This is a genomic window from Acidovorax sp. LjRoot118, from assembly GCF_964253575.1.
GTDB lineage: Bacteria > Pseudomonadota > Gammaproteobacteria > Burkholderiales > Burkholderiaceae_C > Acidovorax.
The window spans coordinates 6352474-6372748 of record NZ_CAXURB020000001.1 but is presented as its reverse complement, the minus strand read 5'-3'; the positions used below and the strand labels follow the sequence as shown (position 1 = coordinate 6372748).

At 67.2% G+C, this 20275-nt stretch carries 19 protein-coding genes; 10 read left to right on the top strand and 9 right to left on the bottom strand.

Annotated features, from left to right (window positions below):
- Positions 1-6: 6 nt before the first annotated feature.
- Positions 7-903, bottom strand: coding sequence for a succinate--CoA ligase subunit alpha (gene sucD, locus ACSQ9E_RS29930; RefSeq protein ID WP_010464520.1), 897 nt, complete (start codon positions 901-903; stop codon positions 7-9).
- A 15-nt stretch (positions 904-918) separates the two neighbouring features.
- Positions 919-2079: an ADP-forming succinate--CoA ligase subunit beta gene (gene sucC, locus ACSQ9E_RS29925; RefSeq protein WP_057200608.1), complete on the bottom strand. Its 1161-nt coding sequence runs from the start codon at positions 2077-2079 to the stop codon at positions 919-921.
- 193 nt (positions 2080-2272) lie between these two features.
- Between sucC and argC the strand changes: the two genes are divergently transcribed.
- A complete protein-coding gene (argC, locus tag ACSQ9E_RS29920) occupies positions 2273-3205 on the top strand; it encodes an N-acetyl-gamma-glutamyl-phosphate reductase (RefSeq protein WP_436219951.1) in 933 nt (310 codons plus the stop codon).
- Between the two features lie 112 nt (positions 3206-3317).
- Entirely contained in the window at positions 3318-4355 is a 1038-nt protein-coding gene (locus tag ACSQ9E_RS29915) for a DUF4892 domain-containing protein (RefSeq protein WP_436219950.1), read from the top strand.
- A gap of 10 nt (positions 4356-4365) precedes the next feature.
- Here ACSQ9E_RS29915 and recX read toward each other — a convergent pair whose 3' ends face one another.
- Positions 4366-4824: a recombination regulator RecX gene (gene recX, locus ACSQ9E_RS29910; RefSeq protein WP_436219949.1), complete on the bottom strand. Its 459-nt coding sequence runs from the start codon at positions 4822-4824 to the stop codon at positions 4366-4368.
- Between the two features lie 146 nt (positions 4825-4970).
- Entirely contained in the window at positions 4971-6050 is a 1080-nt protein-coding gene (gene recA / locus ACSQ9E_RS29905; protein WP_057200604.1) for a recombinase RecA, read from the bottom strand.
- Positions 6051-6192: 142 nt separating this feature from the next.
- Here recA and ACSQ9E_RS29900 point away from each other — a divergent pair, with 142 nt between their 5' ends.
- Entirely contained in the window at positions 6193-6735 is a 543-nt protein-coding gene (locus tag ACSQ9E_RS29900; RefSeq protein WP_057267019.1) for a MarR family winged helix-turn-helix transcriptional regulator, read from the top strand.
- Between the two features lie 14 nt (positions 6736-6749).
- On the opposite strand, the gene ACSQ9E_RS29895 is transcribed toward ACSQ9E_RS29900, so the two are convergent.
- Positions 6750-7673, bottom strand: coding sequence for a LysR substrate-binding domain-containing protein (locus tag ACSQ9E_RS29895; protein WP_436219948.1), 924 nt, complete (start codon positions 7671-7673; stop codon positions 6750-6752).
- A 108-nt stretch (positions 7674-7781) separates the two neighbouring features.
- On the opposite strand from ACSQ9E_RS29895, the gene ACSQ9E_RS29890 reads away from it, so the two are divergent.
- The 6 genes from ACSQ9E_RS29890 to ACSQ9E_RS29865 all read left to right on the top strand — a co-directional run bounded on the left by ACSQ9E_RS29890 (position 7782) and on the right by ACSQ9E_RS29865 (position 14245).
- Positions 7782-8747, top strand: a complete 966-nt coding sequence (locus ACSQ9E_RS29890; RefSeq protein WP_436176126.1) for a tripartite tricarboxylate transporter substrate binding protein BugE — start codon at positions 7782-7784, stop codon at positions 8745-8747.
- A 120-nt stretch (positions 8748-8867) separates the two neighbouring features.
- Entirely contained in the window at positions 8868-9800 is a 933-nt protein-coding gene (locus tag ACSQ9E_RS29885) for an N-formylglutamate amidohydrolase (RefSeq protein ID WP_436219947.1), read from the top strand.
- 98 nt (positions 9801-9898) lie between these two features.
- Positions 9899-10573 carry a response regulator gene (locus ACSQ9E_RS29880; RefSeq protein ID WP_007860685.1) on the top strand — a complete coding sequence of 225 codons (675 nt, stop codon included), beginning with the start codon at positions 9899-9901 and terminating at the stop codon, positions 10571-10573.
- 37 nt (positions 10574-10610) lie between these two features.
- Positions 10611-12059, top strand: a complete 1449-nt coding sequence (locus ACSQ9E_RS29875) for a sensor histidine kinase N-terminal domain-containing protein (protein ID WP_436219946.1) — start codon at positions 10611-10613, stop codon at positions 12057-12059.
- A gap of 80 nt (positions 12060-12139) precedes the next feature.
- Positions 12140-13156, top strand: a complete 1017-nt coding sequence (locus ACSQ9E_RS29870; protein ID WP_436219945.1) for an MBL fold metallo-hydrolase — start codon at positions 12140-12142, stop codon at positions 13154-13156.
- 120 nt (positions 13157-13276) lie between these two features.
- On the top strand, positions 13277-14245 hold the full coding sequence (locus tag ACSQ9E_RS29865; RefSeq protein WP_436219944.1) for a tripartite tricarboxylate transporter substrate-binding protein: 969 nt from the start codon (positions 13277-13279) through the stop codon (positions 14243-14245).
- Between the two features lie 33 nt (positions 14246-14278).
- On the opposite strand, the gene ACSQ9E_RS29860 is transcribed toward ACSQ9E_RS29865, so the two are convergent.
- The 4 genes from ACSQ9E_RS29860 to ACSQ9E_RS29845 all read right to left on the bottom strand — a co-directional run bounded on the left by ACSQ9E_RS29860 (position 14279) and on the right by ACSQ9E_RS29845 (position 17234).
- Positions 14279-15022, bottom strand: a complete 744-nt coding sequence (locus ACSQ9E_RS29860; protein WP_057267004.1) for a DUF6882 domain-containing protein — start codon at positions 15020-15022, stop codon at positions 14279-14281.
- Positions 15023-15101: 79 nt separating this feature from the next.
- Positions 15102-15770: a hypothetical protein gene (locus ACSQ9E_RS29855; RefSeq protein WP_057200595.1), complete on the bottom strand. Its 669-nt coding sequence runs from the start codon at positions 15768-15770 to the stop codon at positions 15102-15104.
- Between the two features lie 13 nt (positions 15771-15783).
- A complete protein-coding gene (locus ACSQ9E_RS29850) occupies positions 15784-16632 on the bottom strand; it encodes a biotin--[acetyl-CoA-carboxylase] ligase (protein WP_436219943.1) in 849 nt (282 codons plus the stop codon).
- Positions 16629-17234, bottom strand: a complete 606-nt coding sequence (locus ACSQ9E_RS29845) for an SET domain-containing protein (protein WP_436219942.1) — start codon at positions 17232-17234, stop codon at positions 16629-16631. Before ACSQ9E_RS29845 ends, ACSQ9E_RS29850 begins: the two co-directional genes overlap by 4 nt.
- A gap of 119 nt (positions 17235-17353) precedes the next feature.
- On the opposite strand from ACSQ9E_RS29845, the gene ACSQ9E_RS29840 reads away from it, so the two are divergent.
- The gene (locus ACSQ9E_RS29840) at positions 17354-20272 is read left to right on the top strand and encodes a DNA topoisomerase III (RefSeq protein WP_436219941.1); all 2919 of its coding nucleotides are present in this window, start codon (positions 17354-17356) and stop codon (positions 20270-20272) included.
- Positions 20273-20275 lie beyond the last annotated feature (3 nt).

The window sequence follows — 20275 nt, the reverse complement described above, 5'->3', positions numbered from 1 at the left end:
GTGTGCTTACTTCAGCTGGGCCTTGAGCAGCTTGCCCAGTTCCGAGGGGTTGCGCGTGATGATGAAGCCGGACTCTTCCATGATGGCCAGCTTGGCATCGGCCGTGTCGGCACCACCGGAGATCAGCGCGCCGGCGTGGCCCATGCGCTTGCCGGGAGGCGCCGTCACGCCAGCGATGAAGCCCACGATAGGCTTCTTCATGTTGGCCTTGCACCACTGGGCGGCTTCGGCTTCATCGGGTCCGCCGATTTCGCCGATCATGATCACGGCATCGGTGTCCGGATCGTCGTTGAAAGCCTTCATCACGTCGATGTGCTTCAGGCCATTGATGGGGTCGCCACCAATGCCCACGGCGCTCGATTGGCCCAGGCCCACTTCGGTCAGCATGGCCACGGCTTCGTACGTCAGCGTGCCGGAGCGGCTCACGACGCCGATGCGGCCCTTGCGGTGGATGTGGCCGGGCATGATGCCGATCTTGATTTCGTCGGGCGTGATCAGGCCGGGGCAGTTGGGGCCCAGCAGCAGCGTGCGCTTGCCGCCGGCGGCTTCCTTGGCCTTCATCTTGTTGCGCACTTCGAGCATGTCGCGCACCGGGATGCCTTCGGTGATGCAGATGGCCAGGTCCAGGTCGGCCTCGACGGCTTCCCAGATGGCGGCAGCAGCGCCTGCGGGCGGCACGTAGATCACCGACACGGTGGCGCCGGTCTGCGATGCGGCTTCCTTGACGGAGGCGTAGATCGGGATGTTGAAGATCGACTCGCCGGCCTTCTTGGGGTTCACGCCCGCCACGAAGGCATTCTTGCCGTTCGCGTATTCCTGGCACTTTTCAGTGTGGAACTGGCCGGTCTTGCCCGTGATGCCCTGGGTGATGACCTTGGTGTCTTTGTTGATGTAGATCGACATTTGTGTTCTCCGGGCTTACTTGACGGCAGCAACGATCTTGGTCGCAGCTTCGGCCATGGTGTCTGCGGCGATGATGGGCAGGCCGGACTCGGCCAGCATCTTCTTGCCCAGCTCTTCGTTGGTGCCCTTCATGCGCACGACCAGCGGCACGTTCAGGTTCACGGCCTTGCAGGCCGTGATCACGCCGGTGGCGATCGTGTCGCACTTCATGATGCCGCCGAAGATGTTGACCAGGATGCCTTCGACCTTGGGGTTCTTGAGCATGATCTTGAAGGCTTCGGTCACCTTCTCGGGGGTGGCACCGCCGCCCACATCCAGGAAGTTGGCCGGCTCGCCGCCGAACAGCTTGATGGTGTCCATGGTGGCCATGGCCAGGCCCGCGCCGTTGACCAGGCAGCCGATGTTGCCGTCCAGGCTGATGTAGGCCAGGTCGAACTTGGAGGCTTCCACTTCGGCCGGATCTTCTTCGTCCAGATCGCGGAAGGCCACGATTTCAGGGTGGCGGAACAGCGCGTTGGCGTCGAAGTTGAACTTCGCGTCCAGCGCCATCAGGTTGCCCTTGGAGTCGCAGTTCAGCGGGTTGATTTCCACCAGCGACGCATCGGTGTCCATGTAGCACTTGTAGATCTTCGCAAAGATGTCCACGGCCTGGTCGATGGAAGCGCCGGTCAGGCCAATGGCTGCGGCAACCTTCTTGCTTTGCTCGACGGTGATGCCGGTCAGGGGATCGATCATCTCGGTGATGATCTTCTCGGGCGTGGAGTGGGCCACTTCCTCGATGTCCATGCCGCCTTCGCTCGAAGCGATCAGCGCGACCTTCTGCGTGCCGCGGTCGGTGACCAGCGAGACGTACAGTTCGTTCTTGATGTCGGCGCCGTCTTCGATGTACAGGCGGCGGACCTTCTGGCCTTCGGGGCCGGTCTGGTGCGTCTTGAGCTGCATGCCCAGAATTTCGCCAGAAATGCGCTTGACGTCGTCGATGGTCTTGGCGACCTTGACGCCGCCGCCCTTGCCACGGCCACCGGCGTGGATCTGGGCCTTGACGACCCACACGGGGCCGCCGAGTTTCTGGGCTGCTTCGACGGCTTCTTGCACCGTGAACGCGGGAATGCCACGCGGAACGGGCACACCAAAATTGCGCAAGATTTCCTTGCCTTGGTATTCGTGAATCTTCATGAGGTCTCTCTCAGGGAAGGGTGGTAGTTACCCGTTTACCATGAACAATTGTCTGGCCGCGGGCTTGGGACATGGCAACCGGCGACTGTATCATGCTGCGACGCACCATCCCCTGTGCCTAACACGTACAGCATTGGCGTCCATCCATTCTTACCCCCGGCAGTCCACGCTGCCAGACCAGCAGGAGCACCCCATGTCCAGAGTCTTTATCGATGGCGAAGCCGGCACCACGGGCCTGCAGATCCGTGAACGCCTGCAGGCCATGCCCGAGGTCGAGCTGGTCAGCATTGCACCCGAATTGCGCAAGGACCCGGCTGCCAAGCGCGACCTGATCGCGGGCGTGGACCTGGTCGTTCTGTGCCTGCACGACGACGCCGCGCGCGACACCGTGGCCATGGTGGACGGCATCGAGCAATCCACCGGCCGCAAGATCAAGATCATCGACGCGAGCACCGCACACCGCACCGCGCCCGGCTGGGTTTTCGGTTTCCCCGAGCTGGCCGCCGGCCAGCCCGAGGCCGTGGCAGCCGCGAACCGCGTGGCCAACCCCGGCTGCTATGCCACCGGCGCCATCGCGCTGCTACGCCCCCTGGTCGATGCCGGGCTGGTTCCCGCCGACTTTCCCCTGGCGCTGCCCTCGGTGAGTGGCTATTCGGGTGGCGGGCGCACCATGATCGAGGCCTACCAAAAGGGCGAAGCGCCGCTGTTCGAGCTGTACGCCCTGGGTCTGGCGCACAAGCACCTGCCGGAGATCATGCACTACACCGGTATCACCCGCCGGCCCATCTTCGTGCCCTCGGTGGGCAACTTCGAGCAGGGCATGCTGGTACAACTGCCCCTGCACCTCGATACCCTCCCCGGCGCGCCCAAGACAAGCGACCTGCACGACGCCCTGGCCGCACACTACGCCAAGAGCAACACCCCCGAGCAGTGGGTCAGCGTGCTGCCCGCCACGGCCGACGGCAAGCTCGATGCCCTGGCGCTCAACAACACCAACAAGCTGGAGTTGCGCGTGTTCGCCAACGAGACCTACCGCCACGCGGTGCTGGTGGCGCGCCTCGATAACCTGGGCAAGGGTGCCAGCGGCGCCGCAGTGCAGAACCTCAAGCTCATGCTGGATCTGTGATTTTCTGCACGCCGGGCGGGCCAGGCACGGCCCGCGCCATGGCGTGCACGGCACCCCGCCACCCATAATTGCGCCACACCGGGCCCCTGCCCCGGTGAGCGAAAGGGCTGGCATGAAGACATCTCCATGGTGGGTGGCTGCGGCCCTGGTGGCCACACTGGCAGGGCCCGCCTCGGCCCAGACCCGGGTGCCGGCACAGGACATCAAGGGCCTGACCGATCCCGCAGGGCTCAAGCGCTACGCTGGCTCGGTGCTACTGTACCGCGATGACGCCGCCTACGATGAACTGCGTTTCCCCGCCGCCAAGGTGGTCAGCCAGAGCGACGACAAGCTGGTGGCGCCCCGCAGCCTGGACCGCGCCGGCCAGCGCACCGCGCTGCAGTACGTGGCGCCCGCCGGCCGCTCCTCGCTCGAAGTGTTGCGCGGTTACCAGCAGGAGCTCAAGGCCGCCGGCTTCGAGACCGCCTTCGAATGCGCAGGCGATGCCTGCGGCGGCTCCAACATCTTTGCCTACAGCCTGCCGCGCTCCCTGCTGCCCGGCGGCTGGGCCGGCAAGGTGGGCGACAACAGCCCCGCCGCCTGCGCCTCGGGTACCCTGGCCGACCTGCGCTACGCCCTGCTCGACAACAAGGCCACCGGAGTGGGCATGGCAGTGATGACCTGGAACCCCGACATCACCTCGGCCTACTGCGACGAGAAAGAGTTCCAGAAGCGCACCACCATCACCGTGGTACGCGTGGAACCCAAGGCGCGCGAACAGCAGATGGAAACGCTGTCGTCGAGCGAGATCGCCAAGGGGCTCGATGCCAACGGCAAGGTCGCCATCTACGGCATCCTGTTCGACACCGGCAAGGCCGACATCAAGCCTGACAGCAAGGCCTCGCTGGACCAGATCGGCGCGTTGCTCAAGCAACAGGCCGGCCTGAAGCTCCATGTGGTGGGCCATACCGACAACGCCGGCAACCTGCCTGCCAACATCGACCTGAGCCGCCGCCGCGCCGATGCCGTGGCGGCAGCGCTGGCCAGGGACTACGGCATTGCCCGCGACCGGCTCACCGCCAACGGGGTGGCCAGCCTGGCACCCGTGGCTTCCAACGGGTCCGACGCAGGGCGCGCCAAGAATCGGCGCGTCGAACTTGTATTGCAGTGAGCCCGCCGGCTCAGGCCTCGTCGTCTTCAGCAGCACCCCGTATCACCCGGTGCACCACGTCCCCTGAAAAGCCCCGCGCCATCAAGAATCGCACCTGCTTGGCACGCCCCTGCGGATCGGCCGCTGGCTCGCCGAAGCGGCGGCGCCACACCTCGCGGGCGCGCGCCAATTCCGTGTGCTGCAACTGCGCCAGGGCCTGCTGCACCACCTCGCCGCCCACGCCCTTGGCCTGCAACTCCTGGCGGATGCGCGCGGCGCCCATGCGGCCGGCACGCAGGTTCACGACCGAGGCCACCACGCGCTCCTCGCTGATGAAGTCCTTGTCCTCGAGTTCGGCCAGCACGGCTTCGAGGTCCTCCCCCTCCTGCACGTGCGGGCGCAGCTTGCGCAGCAGCTCGGCGCGTGAATGCTCGCGCTGGCCCAGCAGCCGCAGCGCGCGGCCTTTGAGGGAAAGGGTGGCAAAGCCCATGGGTTTCGATCCGCAGGTGAACGACAGGTGGATGGGACGGCGAAGCCGCAAACGACAACGGCCACCGCTCCGTGCAGGAGCGATGGCCGCCATCGTCTGCGGCAAAGGCTGCCGATGACAGCCTTTGCCTGGCGATGCTCAATGCATCACTCTTCGGATGCAGCCGGGGCCGCCGCCTGCAGTGCGTCGGGCAGGAGCGCAATGCCCAGGCCTTCACGCACCTTGTTCTCGATCTCGCGGGCGAGGTCGGGGTTCTCGCGCAAGAACTCGCGCGCGTTGTCACGGCCCTGGCCGATCTTCTCGCCGTTGTAGGCATACCAGGCGCCCGACTTCTCGACGATCTTGGCGGTCACGCCCATGTCGATGATCTCGCCCTCACGGCTGATGCCCTCGCCAAAGAGGATGTCGAACTCGGCCGTCTTGAAGGGGGGGCTCACCTTGTTCTTGACCACCTTGACCTTGGTCTCGTTGCCGATGGCTTCGTCGCCCTTCTTGATGGTGCCGGTGCGGCGGATATCGAGGCGCACCGAGGCGTAGAACTTGAGCGCATTGCCCCCGGTGGTGGTTTCGGGGCTGCCGAACATCACACCGATCTTCATGCGGATCTGGTTGATGAAGATGACCATGCAATTGGTCTTCTTGATCGTGGCCGTCAGTTTGCGCAGTGCCTGGCTCATCAGGCGGGCCTGCAGGCCGGGCAGGGCATCGCCCATTTCGCCTTCGATTTCGGCCTTGGGCGTGAGTGCGGCGACCGAGTCGATGACGATCAGGTCCACGGCGCCCGAGCGCACCAGGCTGTCCACGATTTCCAGGGCCTGCTCGCCGGTGTCGGGCTGGCTGATCAGCAGGTCGGACAGCTGCACACCCAGCTTCTGGGCGTACTGCACGTCCAGGGCGTGCTCGGCGTCCACGAAGGCGCAGGTGCCACCCTGCTTTTGCATTTCGGCAATCACCTGCAGCGTGAGCGTGGTCTTGCCCGAGGATTCCGGGCCGTAAATCTCGACCACACGGCCGCGCGGCAGGCCGCCCACGCCCAGTGCGATGTCCAGACCCAGCGAGCCGGTGGAGACGACCTGGATGTCCTCGATCACCTCGCCTTCGCCTAGGCGCATGATGGTGCCCTTGCCGAACTGCTTCTCGATCTGGGCGAGCGCAGCCGCCAGCGCCTTGGCCTTTTCGGTGTTGACGGGGAGGGCGGGGTTGGTGCCTTTGACTGCGACGTCCATGAGAAAACTCCTTGAGAAACAACGGGTTGGGTGTTTGCACTTCGTCTGCAATTAACTACAGGCTGGATGCTTGAACAGTAGTTTATGCGAGCCATTGAATCCCATCAATGCACTATTTAGTCAGTTTGCCTGACAATACTGCATGCCTGATTCTTCGTCCCTTGCCGCATCCACTCCGATGGAAGACGGCTGGCGCCAGACCCACCTGGGCCGCCTGCTCGGCCACGCCATGCGCCGCTTCGATGCCCAGGTGCTGCAGCTCATGGCGCGCAATGTGGAGGTGCCGCTGGCCCTGTCCAACCTGGCGGCGCGCGACCAGGTGAGCGCGGCGCACGTGCACATCACGCGCCACCTGGCGCTGCAGGGCGACCGCCTGACCGACCTGGCCCAGCGTGCCGGCATGACCAAGCAGGCCATGGCCACCCTGGTGGACCAGTGCGAGGCCTGGGGCCTGGTCACGCGCGAGGCGGACCCGCTGGATGCACGCGCGCGGCGCGTGTGCTTCACGCCCACCGGCCTGGCCTGGCTGCAGGCCTTTCGCGATGCGGTGGCCCAGGCCGAAGCCGAGTTCCGGGCCGAGGTGGGCAGGGACGTGGCCACGGTGGTGGCCATCGGGCTGGAAGCCTACGCCAGTGGCGACACGACGGGTGACGGCGCCAGCCGCAGGGACAGCGCCAGGGGCTGAGGACAGGAACCTGTTCAGGCAGGTGGCGTGCGCATGCCCGAAGGTTCGGCACAGGCCAGCAGCCATTGGCGGAACTGCTGCAGGGTCTGCAGCTGGTTGCGCCCCTCGGGGTAGCAGAACCAATAACCGACTTCGCTTTGGTAGCCGCAGCCGGGCAGCGGTTCGCGCACCAGGCCGCTGGTGATCTCGTCCTGCACCAGGCAACGCGGCACCAGCGCCAGGCCCATGCCGGCCATCACCGCGCGGATCATGGACTGGAACTGGTCGAACTGCGGACCGGCCAGCGGATTGAGCCCCTGCACGCCATGCGTTTCGCTCCAGCGCAGCCAGGCCTCGGGCACCGTAACGTGGCGCAGCAAGGTGTGGCGCGCCACGTCGCGCGGACTGTCGATGGCCCAGTCCGCCACGCGGGTGCGCGGCGCGATCAGCGCCACGTCCTGGCCCGTGAGGTAGTGGGCGTGTGCACCGGGCCAGTGACCATCGCCGAAGAGGATGGCGCAGTCGAGTTCGGGCCGCTCGAAGTTGTAGCTGTGCACGTAGGGCACGAAGTGCAGCGTGACCTGCGGGTGCTGCTGCTGGAACTGCGGCAGCCGCGGAATGAGCCACTTGGCCGCAAAGGTGGGCAGGCTCGACAGGTGCAGCGCGCCGCCGCCGTCGTCGCTGGTGATGAGTTCCAACGTGGCCGCCTCCAGCTGCGCGAGCACGGCCCGCACGGCCTTTTCGTAGCGCTCCCCGGCGGGCGTGAGCGCCAGGCGCTTGCGGCTGCGCTCGAACAGCGGCACACCCACCCAACCCTCCAGCTCCTTGACCTGCTTGCTCACCGCGCTTTGCGTCAGGTGCAGGGCCTCGGCCGCGCGCGAAACGCCGCCGAACCGGGTCACGGTGGAAAAGGCACGCAGAAGATGCAAGGGTGGGGAGAGGCGTCGAAGAGAAGACATAGTAAGTTCTCAAATCATTCCATATTGGAATGTTATCAGGCACATCCATTGCTTGGTAGTGGGCACCGGATCATTTAATCTCAAACCCCCTTCATAGGAAAACCGCACATGAAACGCCGTCACCTGCTCACCACCCTGGCTGCTGCATCTTTCATTCCTGGAATGTCCTTTGCGCAAGAAGGCAAGCCCCTGCGCATCGTCGTGCCCTTTCCACCCGGCGGCGCCACCGACATCACCGTGCGCGCCCTGCAGGAGTCGCTCACCCGCATCCTCAAGCAGCCTGTGGTGCTGGACAACCGTGCCGGCGCAGGCGGCTCGATCGGCATGGCCGAAGTGGCGCGCGCCCCGGCCGACGGCCTCACGCTGGGCGTGGCCACCCTGTCCACCCACGGTGTGAATCCCGCCGTCTACAGCAAGCTGCCCTACAACCCGCTCAAGGACTTCGTGGGCGTGACCGAGATCGTCAAGGCCCCCGGCGTGGTCGTGGTGAACCCCGCCGCACTGCCCGTGAAGGACTTCGCCGACCTGGTGAAGTACCTCAAGGCCAACCCCGGCAAGGTGTCGTTCGCGACGCCCGGCAACGGCACCATCGGCCACATGTGGGGCGAGCTGTTCAAGAGCAGCACGGGCACCTCCATGGTGCACATCCCCTACCGTGGTGCAGGCCCGGCCATCAACGACGTGCTGGCCGGCCAGGTGGCCGTGTATTTCGACCAGGTGGCCTCGTCGCTGCCGCACATCAAGTCGGGCAAGCTCAAGGCGCTGGCGGTCTCGTGGCCCACGCGGCTTGACGTGCTGCCGGACGTCCCCACCTACGCCCAGCTCGGCTTTGCCAACAACAACGATCCCTCGTGGTTCGGCCTGGTGGCCCCCGCAGGCACGCCCCCCGCTGCCGTGGACCGCATCCAGCAGGCCGTGGCACAGGCACTGCAGGAGCCCGCCGTGCGTGAGCGCCTGGCCGGCCAGGGCCTGTACCCCTCGGGCACCACGCCCAAGGAGTTCTCGGCCCAGTTGGTGCGCGAGATCGACAAGATGAAGCGCGTGGCGGCCTACGCCAAGATCGCGCTCGATTGACACCACACCGGGCCTGCGGGCCCGGCGGCCACAGCTGGGGAGACCATCTCAGGGATAACCATGGTCTCCAACCGGTCCGGGCGGCTAGGCCAGCCGCCCCTTATTGCGCACACTCTGCCTATGCATGCCGCTTTGAAACTGATCAACCGACGATTCCAGCAGGCCCAGCCCGGTGCCACCGGCTCCCCCGGCACCCCGCTGGCGCCTGCGGCAACCTTCACCTACCTGCCCGGCACCACCGCCCTGGTGCTCGACTCGCCGCACAGCGGCACCCGCTACCCCGACGACTTCGGATCCGCCTGCGACCTGCCCACACTGCGCCGCGCCGAAGACACCCATGTCGAGAAGATCTACGACTTCGCCCCCGCGCTGGGCGTGGCATGGGTGGAAGCCCACTTTCCCCGCATCTACCTGGATGCCAACCGCGACACCACCGAGCTGGACACCACGCTGCTCGACGGTGAGTGGACCGCCCCCATCTCCACCGACCCGCACGTGCTCTCCAAGGTGCGCCTGGGCAAGGGCCTGATCTGGAAGTTCACGGACGAGGGCGAGCCCATCTACAACCGGCTGCTGGGCGTGGACGAGGTGCGGGCCCGCATCGACCGCTGCTGGCGGCCCTACCACGGTGCCGTGCAGCAGGCCATAGCCGCCGCGCACGCCCGCCACGGCTACAGCATCCACATCAACTGCCACTCCATGCCCGCCGTGGCCGCGAGCCACGCCACCGATTTCCCGGGCCTGGTGCATGCCGACTTCGTGGTCGGCGACCGCGATGGCACGACCGCCGACCCGGCCCTTTCGGCCCTGGTGTGCGAGCACCTGCGCGCCTGTGGCTACAGCGTGGAATACAACCACCCCTACAAGGGCGTGGAGCTGGTGCGCCGCTACAGCAACCCTGCCGGCCAGCGCCACAGCATCCAGCTGGAGATCAACCGCAAGCTCTACATGGACGAGACCACCCTGGCCCAGCACCCCGAGGGCATGGCGCGGCTGCGCACCGACCTGCGCGCGCTGGTGGACAAGTTGCTGGCACACGACCCGCGCGGCTGATCCGGCGCAAGCTGGCCGCAAGGCCCTGGACGCGGTGCGCGCCTAGAATCCAGGGAGGCTCAGCACCAGACTGATGCCACCCAACAGGAGACACCCGCATGCGCATCCTCATTGCCGAAGACGACCAGGTGCTGGCCGATGGCCTGCTGCGCACCTTGCGCAGCTCCGGCGCCGTGGTGGACCATGTGGCCAGCGGCAGCGAGGCCGATGCCGCGCTGCTGACCAACAACGAGTTCGACCTCTTGATTCTGGACCTGGGCCTGCCGCGCATGCATGGGCTGGAAGTGCTCAAGAAGCTGCGCAGCCGCGGCTCGGCGCTGCCGGTGCTGATTCTTACTGCGGCCGACAGCGTGGAGGAGCGCGTCAAGGGCCTGGATTTCGGGGCCGACGACTACATGGCCAAGCCCTTCAGCCTGCAGGAGCTCGAAGCCCGCGTGCGCGCCCTCACACGCCGCGGCATGGGTGGCACCAGCAGCGCCATCAAGCACGGCCCGCTGGTGTACGACCAGGCGGGCCGGGTGGCCACCATCGACGGCAAGATGGTGGAGCTGTCGGCGCGCGAGCTCGGCCTGCTGGAGGTGCTGCTGCAGCGCGCCGGGCGCCTGGTGAGCAAGGAGCAGTTGGTCGAGCGCCTGTGCGAGTGGGGCGAGGAAGTGAGCAACAACGCCATCGAGGTGTATATCCACCGCCTGCGCAAGAAGATCGAGCGCGGCCCGATCCGCATTGCCACGGTGCGCGGTCTGGGCTACTGTCTGGAAAAAATCCCAGGCTGACCCTTCCCTCGGCACTTCCAGCTCTTCACCCAACACCTTGAAAATCTTCCAGCGCGAGCAGCGCTCCCTGTTCGGCGAGATCCTGGACTGGATGCTCACCCCGCTGCTGCTGCTGTGGCCCGTGAGCCTGGCGCTGACCTGGCTGGTGGCCCAGGGCCTGGCCAACAAGCCCTTCGACCGCGCGCTTGAGTACAACGCCCATGCGCTGGCACAGCTGGTGGGGGTGCAGAAGGGCACGGTGCAATTCAACCTGCCCCAGCCCGCCAGCGAGATCCTGCGCGCCGACGATTCCGACGTGGTGTACTACCAGGTCAAGGGGGTGGGCGGCGAATTCCTCTCGGGCGAGCGCGAGCTGCCCGCCCCGCCGTCCGATGAGGTACCCATGCCCGGCGAGGTGCGCCTGCGCGATGCCGAGCTGCGCGGCATCGACATCCGCGTGGCCTACATCTGGGTGCGCCTGCCCTTGAAGGATGCCCCCCTGGCCCTGGTGCAGGTGGCCGAGACCCGTGAGAAGCGCAGTGTGCTGGCCACCGAGATCATCAAGGGCGTGATGCTGCCGCAGTTCGTGATTCTGCCGCTGGCGGTGCTGCTGGTCTGGCTGGCGCTGGCGCGCGGCATCCAGCCGCTGAACCAGCTGGAGCAGCGCATCCGCGCGCGCAACCCGGACGACCTCTCGCCGCTGGACGACCGCACCGTGCCGCTGGAGGTGGCGCCGCTGGTCGCCTCGGTGAACGACCTGCTCACGCGCCTGCACGACTCGCTGGCCACGCAAAAGCGCTTCCTGGCCGACGCGGCCCACCAGCTCAAGACACCGCTGGCGGGCCTGCGCATGCAGGCCGACCTGGCGCAGCGCGAGGGAACCAGCACCGAGGAGCTCAAGCGCTCGCTGCAGCAGATCGGCCGCTCCAGCATCCGAGCCACGCACACCGTCAACCAGTTGCTGGCGCTGGCACGCGCCGAGGGCAGCGGCGTGGGTTTTGCGCGCCAGCCCTGCGACCTGGCGCGCCTGGCCATCGAGGTGGTGCGCGACTCCGTGCCGCGCGCGCTCGAAAAGCACATCGACCTGGGCTACGACGGCGCCGAGCCTGGCTCGCCCGGTGTCTGGGTGGACGGCAACCCGACTCTGCTCAAGGAGCTGGTGCGCAACCTGGTGGACAACGCGCTCAACTACACCCCGTCGACCCCCGACAGGCCCGGCGTGGTCACCGCGCGCGTGCTGGCCGACACCTTCGGCCGCGTGCTGCTGCTGCAGGTGGAAGACTCGGGCCCGGGCGTGCCCGAATCCGAGCGCGATCTGGTCTTCCAGCCCTTCTACCGGGCACTGGGCAGCGACGCCGACGGCTCGGGCCTGGGCCTGCCCATCGTGCTGGAGATCGCGCGCAAGCACGGGGCCGAGGTGGTGCTCGAAGATGCCCACCCCGGCATGCAGCCGCCAGGGGCGCGCTTCAGCGTGCGCTTTGCGGCCAGCGAGCACGCGCCCGCCTGAAACCAGGGCCATCGGCCCGAGGCAGCAGCCGGGAAGACCGGTTTGAGGCATCATGAAAATCCCGTTCTGCCGGATGCCCCATGCCTGCTTCTCCCGCTTCGCCACCGCGCCGTTTTCGCAACACCGATGACCAGGTCGTGATCGGCAACTTCCCCTGGTACGAGATGGCCTGGCGCTCGCTGCGCGGGGATTTCAAGCCGCGCAGCGAGCCCTCCGGAGGCTACGCGCGCTTCGTGCGCGACTGGACCCAGCCCGTGGACCACGCGCTGCTGGCGCAACGGCACGAGGCGCCGGTGGTCACCTGGCTCGGCCATGTCTCCCTGCTGCTGCAGGTGGCAGGGCTGAACGTGCTGATCGACCCCACGCTGGCCAGCCATGCCGGTCCGCTGGGGCGCTTTGGCGCCCCGCGGCGCGTGCCGCCGCCGCTCACGCCCGAACAGTTGCCACGCATCGATGCGGTGCTGGTCTCGCACAACCACTACGACCACCTGTGCAGCGCCACCTTGAAGCGCCTGAGGGCAGCGGGGCAGAACCCGCGCTTCATAGTGCCCATGGGGCTCAAGGACTGGTTCGTGCAGCGCGGAATGGACAGCACCACCGAACTCGGCTGGTGGGAGTCCGTGGAGCTGGCGCCTGGCGTGCGCGTGCACTTCACTCCCGCCCAGCACTGGAGCCGCCGCAGCCTGAACGACACCAATGCCTCGCTCTGGGGCGGCTACCTGCTCGAGTGGAGCCGGCCCGATGCGGCAGGGCCCTGGCGCTTCCTGTTTCCGGGCGACACGGGCTACAGCGGCGACTTCAAGGCCATCCGCCAGCGCATCGGTGCCGTCGATTTTCTGGCCCTGCCGATCGGCGCCTACCTGCCGCGCGACTTCATGAAGCCCATGCACGTGAACCCGGCCGACGCCGTGCAGCTGATGCTGGACGTTCAGGCGCGCCAGGCCATGGGCGTGCACTGGGGCACCTTTGCACTCACCCAGGAGGCCTTCGACCACCCGCCGCGCGACCTGGCCACTGCCCTGGCCGAGCGCGGCGTGCCCGCGGAGCGCGTGTGGCTGATGCGGCACGGCGAGACGCGGGCGATCCCGTTGGAGTAGCCATCGCAGACCTGGCACGACCGGGACATTCCTGCCAGGACTATGCTGAGTGCCAAACGTCGTTATCCACGGCAGCACTAACTCTCCAGAATGGGCCTTTCACCATCCACAAGGCCCCCGATGAAACGACGCACTCTGTTGACCGGGGCCGTCCCCATTGCATGGGCTGCAGGCCACGCATGGGCCCAATCCACGGCCGATACGCGCCCGGTGCGGCTGCTGGTCCCGTTTGCAGCGGGCGGTGCCACCGACATCACGGCACGCGCCATCGCCGGCCCGCTGTCGCAGCGGCTGCAGCGGCCCATCACCGTGGAGAATCGCCCCGGCGCGGGGGGCGCCACCTGCATGACCGAGGTCGCGGCCGCCGCGCCCGATGGGCTGACACTGGGCATCGCCACGCTGTCCACGCACGGTGTCAACCCTGCGGTCTACCGCCACCTGCCCTACAACATCGACGCCTTCACGCCCATCACCGAGATCGTGAAGGCCCCCGGCGTGCTGGTGGTGCACCCCGACCTGCCGGCGCGGGATTTCGCGCAGTTCATCCGCTACGTGAAGGCGCAACCCGGCAAGGTGGCCTATGCCTCGCCCGGCAATGGCACCATCGGCCACATGTGGGGCGAGCTGCTCAAGAGCACCACCAACACCTTCATGACCCACGTGCCCTACCGGGGCGCGTCACCGGCGCTGGCCGACGTGGTGAGCGGCAAGGTACCCGTTTATTTCGACCAGGTGGCCTCCTCCCTGCCGCACATCCAGGCCGGCCGGCTGAGGGCACTGGCCGTGTCGTGGAAGGAGCGGCTGGCGGTGCTGCCCACGGTGCCCACCTATGCCGAGCTGAGCCTGTTTTCCAGCAACGACCCGTCGTGGTTCGGCCTGGTGGCGCCAGCGGGCATGCCAGCCGCCATGGCCAGGCAGTGGCGCGATGCCGTGGCCGCCGTGCTGCAGGAACCCAGCGTCAAGACCCAGCTGGCGGACCAGGGTCTCTTCGGCTCCGGCAGCCTGCCCGAGGAGTTCGACGCGCAGATCCGCAAGGAAGTCGACAAGATGCGGCGCGTGAGCCGTTTCGCGCGCATCGTGCTGGACTGAAGGCCCTGGGATGGCACAGGCGCCATCCCAAAGCTACCCTACCGCCCGCACCGACATCAACGCCATGAAGAGGTAGCCATTGTCCGTGGGCGCCCGGTACACCCCGCGCGCACCGAGCACCTGCGCGGCCACGCCCGAAAGCTCCCAGCCGTCCGTCACGTCCGCATCCCAGCGGGGCACGGTCAGCGGCAGAAAGCCCTGGACCTCGCCCCACTCGCGCACCGCAGGGATGCGGGTGCTCACCTTGGCATGGTGGCTGAAGTTCGCCCAGGCCCAGAGCCAGGTGCCGCTGGCCTTGGAGACCGAGCCGATGAACTCGATGTCCGCCACGACCCGGGGAGCCCCCTCGTGCGAGAAGGTCAGCGTGCCTTGCGCCTGGTCGTAGTCCCAGCGCTCGAAGCGCGAGATGCCGTGGTCGGATTCGAGCGCCTGCTGCTTGTGCACCAGCGCATGGTGGGCATCGACCACCGCGTCTTCCCAGGCGTGCAGTTGCGGCTCGGGCATGGCGCCAATGCTCTGGGCCATGGAGCCCTGGTAGCAGTGGTGGCACAGGATCTTGAGGTCCAGACAGCCCTCGTTGCGGTCGTTCCACTCGCCGCCTTCCTTCACCAACTCGGCATTGCAAGTGGCGCACCAGGCGTCGGGGAAGGGGTAGTCGGCCTCGGGGGCGTCGCAGAACCAGCGCTGCGCGGGGTGGCGGTGCAGGTGCCCGCAGACATAGGTGGGCGTGGCTTCTCCGTGCTCGCCACATTGGATGGAAGAGGCTTCTTCGGTCATGGGATCAGGTTCGCAAAGGAAAAAGGGAACGGCATCGAGCGCCACCGCGTGCAGAGCCTGCAGGCGCCGGCAGCTCAGCTCAGCTGCAACTGCGCAGCGCCTTGCCGGCCAGTGCGCTGCGCAGCGTGTCGAGTTGCGAGCGCAGCGCATCGGTCACGGCGGGCAGGCGCAGCGTGAAGCCGGGGGTTTCGGTGCGCTCCTGGATCACCCGGGCGGTGCGCACGCCTTTTTCGCCCAGTGACGCCAGCTCGCGCTTGGCCGCGTCCTCCGTGGTGAAACGGCCCAGTGACAGGCCGATCTCCAGCGTGCCGCCGGGGCGGTCGAAGTCGACCTTGCGGGCACGCAACTCCGCGCGCTTCTTGTCCAGGGTCTCCTGGTCTTCGAAACGGCCCATGTAGACCATCCAGCGGGCCGGCGTGGGTGTCGATTCGAGCACCCAGCTGCCCTGGGGCAGAGCGGCTGCCGCCGTGCGCACGGCTTCGGCCTGCCGTTCGTCGAGCACGCCGGCCTGCAGGCATTCGGCCGCGGTGCCCGCGGGTGGCGTGGCCTCGGACACGGGAACTGGCGGGGCGGGGTTGGTCGGCCTGGCCCGCAGGATCTGCAAGGTGTCAGGGCGCAGCTGCTGGCCCATGCGCTGGGGCTCGCCCTCCTGCACTGGCGCAAAGCCCCATTCGCGCAGATGCCCCTGCGACCAGGCGTAGTAGCCGCCATTGGCCAACAGCAGGATCAGGATGAGAAGGCGCAGCATGCAGATCCTTCTTTCATGACGGCAGCGCGGGGCTGGGCCGCACGCTGATTTCCGAACTCGTGATGGCCTGCATCCCGTTGGCCGTCTGCACCAGCAGCGCACCATCCTCGCCCACGCCGTGGGCGGTGCCGGCCTGCCCGTCGCTCAGGGTGACGGCACGGCCCTGCAGGATGTCGCGCTGCGCAAAGCGCGCCTGCATGGGGGAAAAGCCATAGCCCTCGAACGACTGCAGCATGGCCACCAGGGGCGGCACGATGCGCCGCAGCGCCTCGGGGGCAGTGAGGCCGCGTTCCACCTCCTGCAGGCTGGCCGGGGGCATGCTCATGCCATCGCCGCCCCGCGGCAGCACGTTGATGCCGATGCCCACCACCACGTAGCGGGCCGCGCTGCCCGCCGGCAGGGCACTGCTGCCCTGCGCCGCCACAAAGCTGGCCGTTTCGACCAGGATGCCGCCGAGCTTGCGGTCGCCGGTGGTCCACAGGTCGTTGGGCCACTTGAGGCCGACGCGGGGGGGCTGGCCCTCGCCCTCCGGCGGCAGCACCGGCTGCAGGCTCTCGGCCACGCTCACCCCCACGGCCAGCGACAGGCCCGACCAGTCGGCCGGTGCCAGGGGCAGGCCGAGCGACATCATGAGCGAGGCGCCCACATCGCTCTGCCAGACCCGGCCCAGGCGCCCGCGCCCCGCCGTCTGCTGCTCGGCCACGAGCAGGGTGGGGTCGCACAGGCCTGCGCGCGCGCGACGCATGAGTTCGGTGTTGGTGGAGTCGATGCTGGGCAGCACCTCGACGGAAAAGCCCGGCAACTGGGGCACAACGGCTTCCCAGAGGGCTTCGGCAGGCCAGCGGATGGAAAGCGGGGTCATGGCTTTCCGCGCCGCCCGGGCTGGGAGGCCTTGTTGCCCGTGGCATCGTCGCCGCTTTTTTTGTTACTCTTTTTACGCAGGGGCGCTGCAGGCTCAGCCGGCATGGGAGGGCGCCAGCCCCGCTTGGGCGCAAGCAGGGTGCCCCGGCAGTTGTCGCTGCCGCACCAGCAGGGATACTCGGCCTTGAGCTTCTTGGTGTAGGGTTCGTCGATGATCAGGCCGTAGTCGTAGTTGAGTTCCTCACCAGCGTGGATGTTGCGCAGGGCGGTGATGAAGATCCGGCCGTCCCGCTCGTCGGCATAGCAGTTGGGGTTGCAGCTGTGGTTGATCCAGCGCGAGGAGTTGCCGCCGAACTTGGCGTCGATCACGCGGTCTTCATCCACATGGAAGTAGAAGGTATGGTTGGGCTGCAGGGGATCATGGGGGTGGCGGTCCTGCGCCTCCTCCCAGCCGATGACCTCGCCCGTGTACTCGACAAGGACTTCGCCCTCTGCAATATCCTGCACGGCAAACACGCCGTTGCCGTGCACGCCCGAGCGCCGCGTCTGGATGCGGCGGCCCGGTGGGTTGGAAGGGGCGGCGGGCAATGCGGTGCGGGGCATGGCAAAAACTCTGTTAACTTGAATATGCACACATGCGCGTGCGCGTGTACGCGTGAGGCAACGAATTGTAGAAGCGACCGGCCGGATGCCGGACAGCCAGACTGGCGAGAAACCAAAAAATGACCAAGACCCTGGTAATTGCAGAAAAACCCTCAGTGGCGCAGGACATCGTGCGCGCACTGACGCCCGTGGCGGGCAAGTTCGAAAAGCACGATGACCACTTCGAGAACGACCGCTATGTAGTCACCAGCGCCGTGGGCCACCTGGTGGAGATCCAGGCACCCGAGGAATTCGACGTGAAACGCGGCAAGTGGAGCTTTGCCCACCTGCCGGTGATCCCCCCGTATTTCGACCTCAAGCCGGTGGACAAGACCAAGACCCGCCTGAACGCGGTGGTCAAGCAGGCCAAGCGCAAGGACGTGACGCAACTCATCAACGCCTGTGACGCGGGTCGCGAGGGGGAGCTGATCTTTCGCCTGATCGAGCAGTACGCCGGCGGCGCCAAGCCCCTGGGCAAGCCGGTCAAGCGGCTGTGGCTGCAGTCCATGACGCCCCAGGCGATCCGCGATGGCTTCGACGCCCTGCGCAGCGAGCAGCAGATGGCGGGCCTGGCGCATGCGGCGCGCAGCCGCAGCGAGGCCGACTGGCTGGTGGGCATCAACGGCACGCGGGCCATGACGGCCTTCAACTCGCGCGATGGCGGCTTCTTCCTGACCACCGTGGGCCGGGTGCAGACGCCCACGCTGTCGCTGGTGGTGGAGCGCGAGGAAAAGATCCGCAAGTTCGTGAGCCGCGACTACTGGGAAATCCATGCCGCCTTCCAGGCCGAGGCCGGCGAGTACCCCGCCAAGTGGTTCGACCCCAAGTGGAAGAAAAACGAGGACGTGGAGATGCGCGCCGACCGCATCTGGTCGCAGCGCGAAGCCCAGGCCATTGCCGACGCCGTGCGCGGCCAGAAGGCCAGCGTCACCGAGGAGAGCAAGCCCACCACCCAGGCATCGCCCCTGCTGTTCGACCTGACCAGCCTGCAGCGCGAGGCCAACGGCAAATTCGGCTACTCGGCCAAGACCACGCTGGCACTGGCGCAAAGCCTGTACGAGCGCCACAAGGCCCTGACCTACCCGCGTACCGATTCACGCGCGCTGCCCGAGGACTACGTGCCCGTGGCACGCCAGACCTTCGAGATGCTGGCCGACAGCAGCATGCGCCACCTGGCGCCGCATGCGCGCACGGCGCTGACCAACAACTACGTGCGCCCCTCCAAGCGCATCTTCGACAACAGCAAGGTGAGCGATCACTTTGCCATTATCCCCACGCTGCAGGCGCCAAGCGGCCTGTCGGAAGCCGAACAGAAGCTGTACGACCTGGTGGTGCGCCGCTTCATGGCGGTGTTCTTCCCGAGCGCCGAGTACACGGTGACGACCCGCATCAGCACGGCCGTGGGCCACAGCTTCAAGACCGAGGGCAAGGTGCTGGTGCGCCCCGGCTGGCTGGCGATCTACGGCAAGGAAGCCGCCGATGAGGTGGAAGGCGGCAAGGAGGGCGACAAGGGCCAGAACCTGGTGCCCGTGAAGCCCGGCGAGACGGTGCAGACCCAGCAGGTCGACCCCAAGGGCCTCAAGACCAAGCCGCCGGCACGTTACTCCGAAGCCACCCTGCTGGGCGCCATGGAGAGCGCCGGCAAGCAGATCGACGACGAGGAGCTGCGCGAGGCCATGCAGGAGAAGGGCCTGGGCACGCCCGCCACGCGCGCGGCCATCATCGAAGGCCTGCTGACCGAAAAGTACATGCTGCGCGAAGGCCGCGAGATGATCCCCACGGCCAAGGCCTTCCAGCTCATGACGCTGCTGCGCGGGCTGGAGGTGGAGGAGCTGTGCCGCGCCGACCTGACCGGCGAGTGGGAGTTCAAGCTCTCGCAGATGGAAAAGGGGCAACTGAGCCGCGAGTCCTTCATGGCCGACATCGCCGCCATGACCGAGCGCATGGTCAAGAAGGCCAAGGAGTACGACCGCGACACCATCCCCGGCGACTACGCCACGCTGACCACGCCCTGCCCCAACTGCGGCGGCGTGGTGAAGGAAAACTACCGCCGCTTCGCCTGCGTGGGCAAGCCCGGCACCGAGCCCTGTGGTTTCAGCTTCGGCAAGTCGCCTGCGGGCCGCACCTTCGAGACGGCCGAGGCCGAAGCCCTTCTGCGCGACAAGAAGATCGGGCCGCTGGAAGGATTCCGCTCCAAGGCCGGCTGGCCCTTCACCTCCGAGATCGTCATCAAGTACGACGACGAGGCGCACAACTACAAGCTCGAGTTCGACTTCGGCGACGACAAGAACGCCGAGGAATCGGGCGAGCTGGTGGAGTTTGCCGATGCGTCCCTGGGCCCCTGCCCGATCTGCAGCGCCGGCGTGCACGAGCACGGCGCCAACTACGTGTGCAGCAAGGCCGTACCCACCGCTGCCCAGCCCACGCCGAGCTGCACCTTCAAGAGCGGCAAGATCATCCTGCAGCAGCCCGTGGAGCGCGAGCAGATGCACAAGCTGCTGGAAACCGGCAAGACCGACCTGCTCGACAAGTTCGTCTCGATGCGCACCCGCCGCGCGTTCAAGGCCTTCCTGGCCTGGGACAAGGAGGCGGGCAAGGTGAACTTCGAGTTCGCGCCGAGCAAGTTCCCGCCGCGCAAGCCGGCTGCCGGTGCCTTTGCCGGCAAGACAGCCGCAGCCAAGGCACCGGCCAAGGCGGCGGCCGCGAAGAAGGCGCCCACCAAGAAGGCGGCGGCCACCAAGACCGCCACCGCCAAGGCGCCGCGCAAGGCCGCGGCCGGCGCCGCCCCCAGCGCCGCGCTGGCAGCCGTGATCGGCAGCGAGCCGGTGGCCCGCCCAGAGGCCGTGAAAAAGCTGTGGGAGTACATCAAGGCGAACAACCTGCAGGACCCCAAGGACAAGCGCACCATCGTCGCCGACGACAAGCTGCGGGCGGTGTTCGGCAAGGACAGTGCAGGCATGTTCGAGCTGGCCGGCATTCTGGGCCAGCACCTGGGCTGACGC

Bases quoted from the DNA above. Each gene is read 5' to 3' on its own strand.
- ACSQ9E_RS29885 (WP_436219947.1), top strand. From the start codon at position 8,868: ATGCATGCCGCTTTGAAACTGATCAACCGACGATTCCAGCAGGCCCAG.
- recA (WP_057200604.1), bottom strand. From the start codon at position 6,050: ATGGACGTCGCAGTCAAAGGCACCAACCCCGCCCTCCCCGTCAACACC.
- sucD (WP_010464520.1), bottom strand. From the start codon at position 903: ATGTCGATCTACATCAACAAAGACACCAAGGTCATCACCCAGGGCATC.
- ACSQ9E_RS29850 (WP_436219943.1), bottom strand. From the start codon at position 16,632: ATGACCCCGCTTTCCATCCGCTGGCCTGCCGAAGCCCTCTGGGAAGCC.
- ACSQ9E_RS29895 (WP_436219948.1), bottom strand. From the start codon at position 7,673: ATGTCTTCTCTTCGACGCCTCTCCCCACCCTTGCATCTTCTGCGTGCC.
- sucC (WP_057200608.1), bottom strand. From the start codon at position 2,079: ATGAAGATTCACGAATACCAAGGCAAGGAAATCTTGCGCAATTTTGGT.
- ACSQ9E_RS29845 (WP_436219942.1), bottom strand. From the start codon at position 17,234: ATGCCCCGCACCGCATTGCCCGCCGCCCCTTCCAACCCACCGGGCCGC.
- ACSQ9E_RS29915 (WP_436219950.1), top strand. From the start codon at position 3,318: ATGAAGACATCTCCATGGTGGGTGGCTGCGGCCCTGGTGGCCACACTG.
- ACSQ9E_RS29840 (WP_436219941.1), top strand. From the start codon at position 17,354: ATGACCAAGACCCTGGTAATTGCAGAAAAACCCTCAGTGGCGCAGGAC.
- ACSQ9E_RS29870 (WP_436219945.1), top strand. From the start codon at position 12,140: ATGCCTGCTTCTCCCGCTTCGCCACCGCGCCGTTTTCGCAACACCGAT.
- ACSQ9E_RS29860 (WP_057267004.1), bottom strand. From the start codon at position 15,022: ATGACCGAAGAAGCCTCTTCCATCCAATGTGGCGAGCACGGAGAAGCC.
- recX (WP_436219949.1), bottom strand. From the start codon at position 4,824: ATGGGCTTTGCCACCCTTTCCCTCAAAGGCCGCGCGCTGCGGCTGCTG.
- ACSQ9E_RS29890 (WP_436176126.1), top strand. From the start codon at position 7,782: ATGAAACGCCGTCACCTGCTCACCACCCTGGCTGCTGCATCTTTCATT.
- ACSQ9E_RS29900 (WP_057267019.1), top strand. From the start codon at position 6,193: ATGCCTGATTCTTCGTCCCTTGCCGCATCCACTCCGATGGAAGACGGC.
- ACSQ9E_RS29855 (WP_057200595.1), bottom strand. From the start codon at position 15,770: ATGCTGCGCCTTCTCATCCTGATCCTGCTGTTGGCCAATGGCGGCTAC.
- ACSQ9E_RS29880 (WP_007860685.1), top strand. From the start codon at position 9,899: ATGCGCATCCTCATTGCCGAAGACGACCAGGTGCTGGCCGATGGCCTG.
- argC (WP_436219951.1), top strand. From the start codon at position 2,273: ATGTCCAGAGTCTTTATCGATGGCGAAGCCGGCACCACGGGCCTGCAG.
- ACSQ9E_RS29865 (WP_436219944.1), top strand. From the start codon at position 13,277: ATGAAACGACGCACTCTGTTGACCGGGGCCGTCCCCATTGCATGGGCT.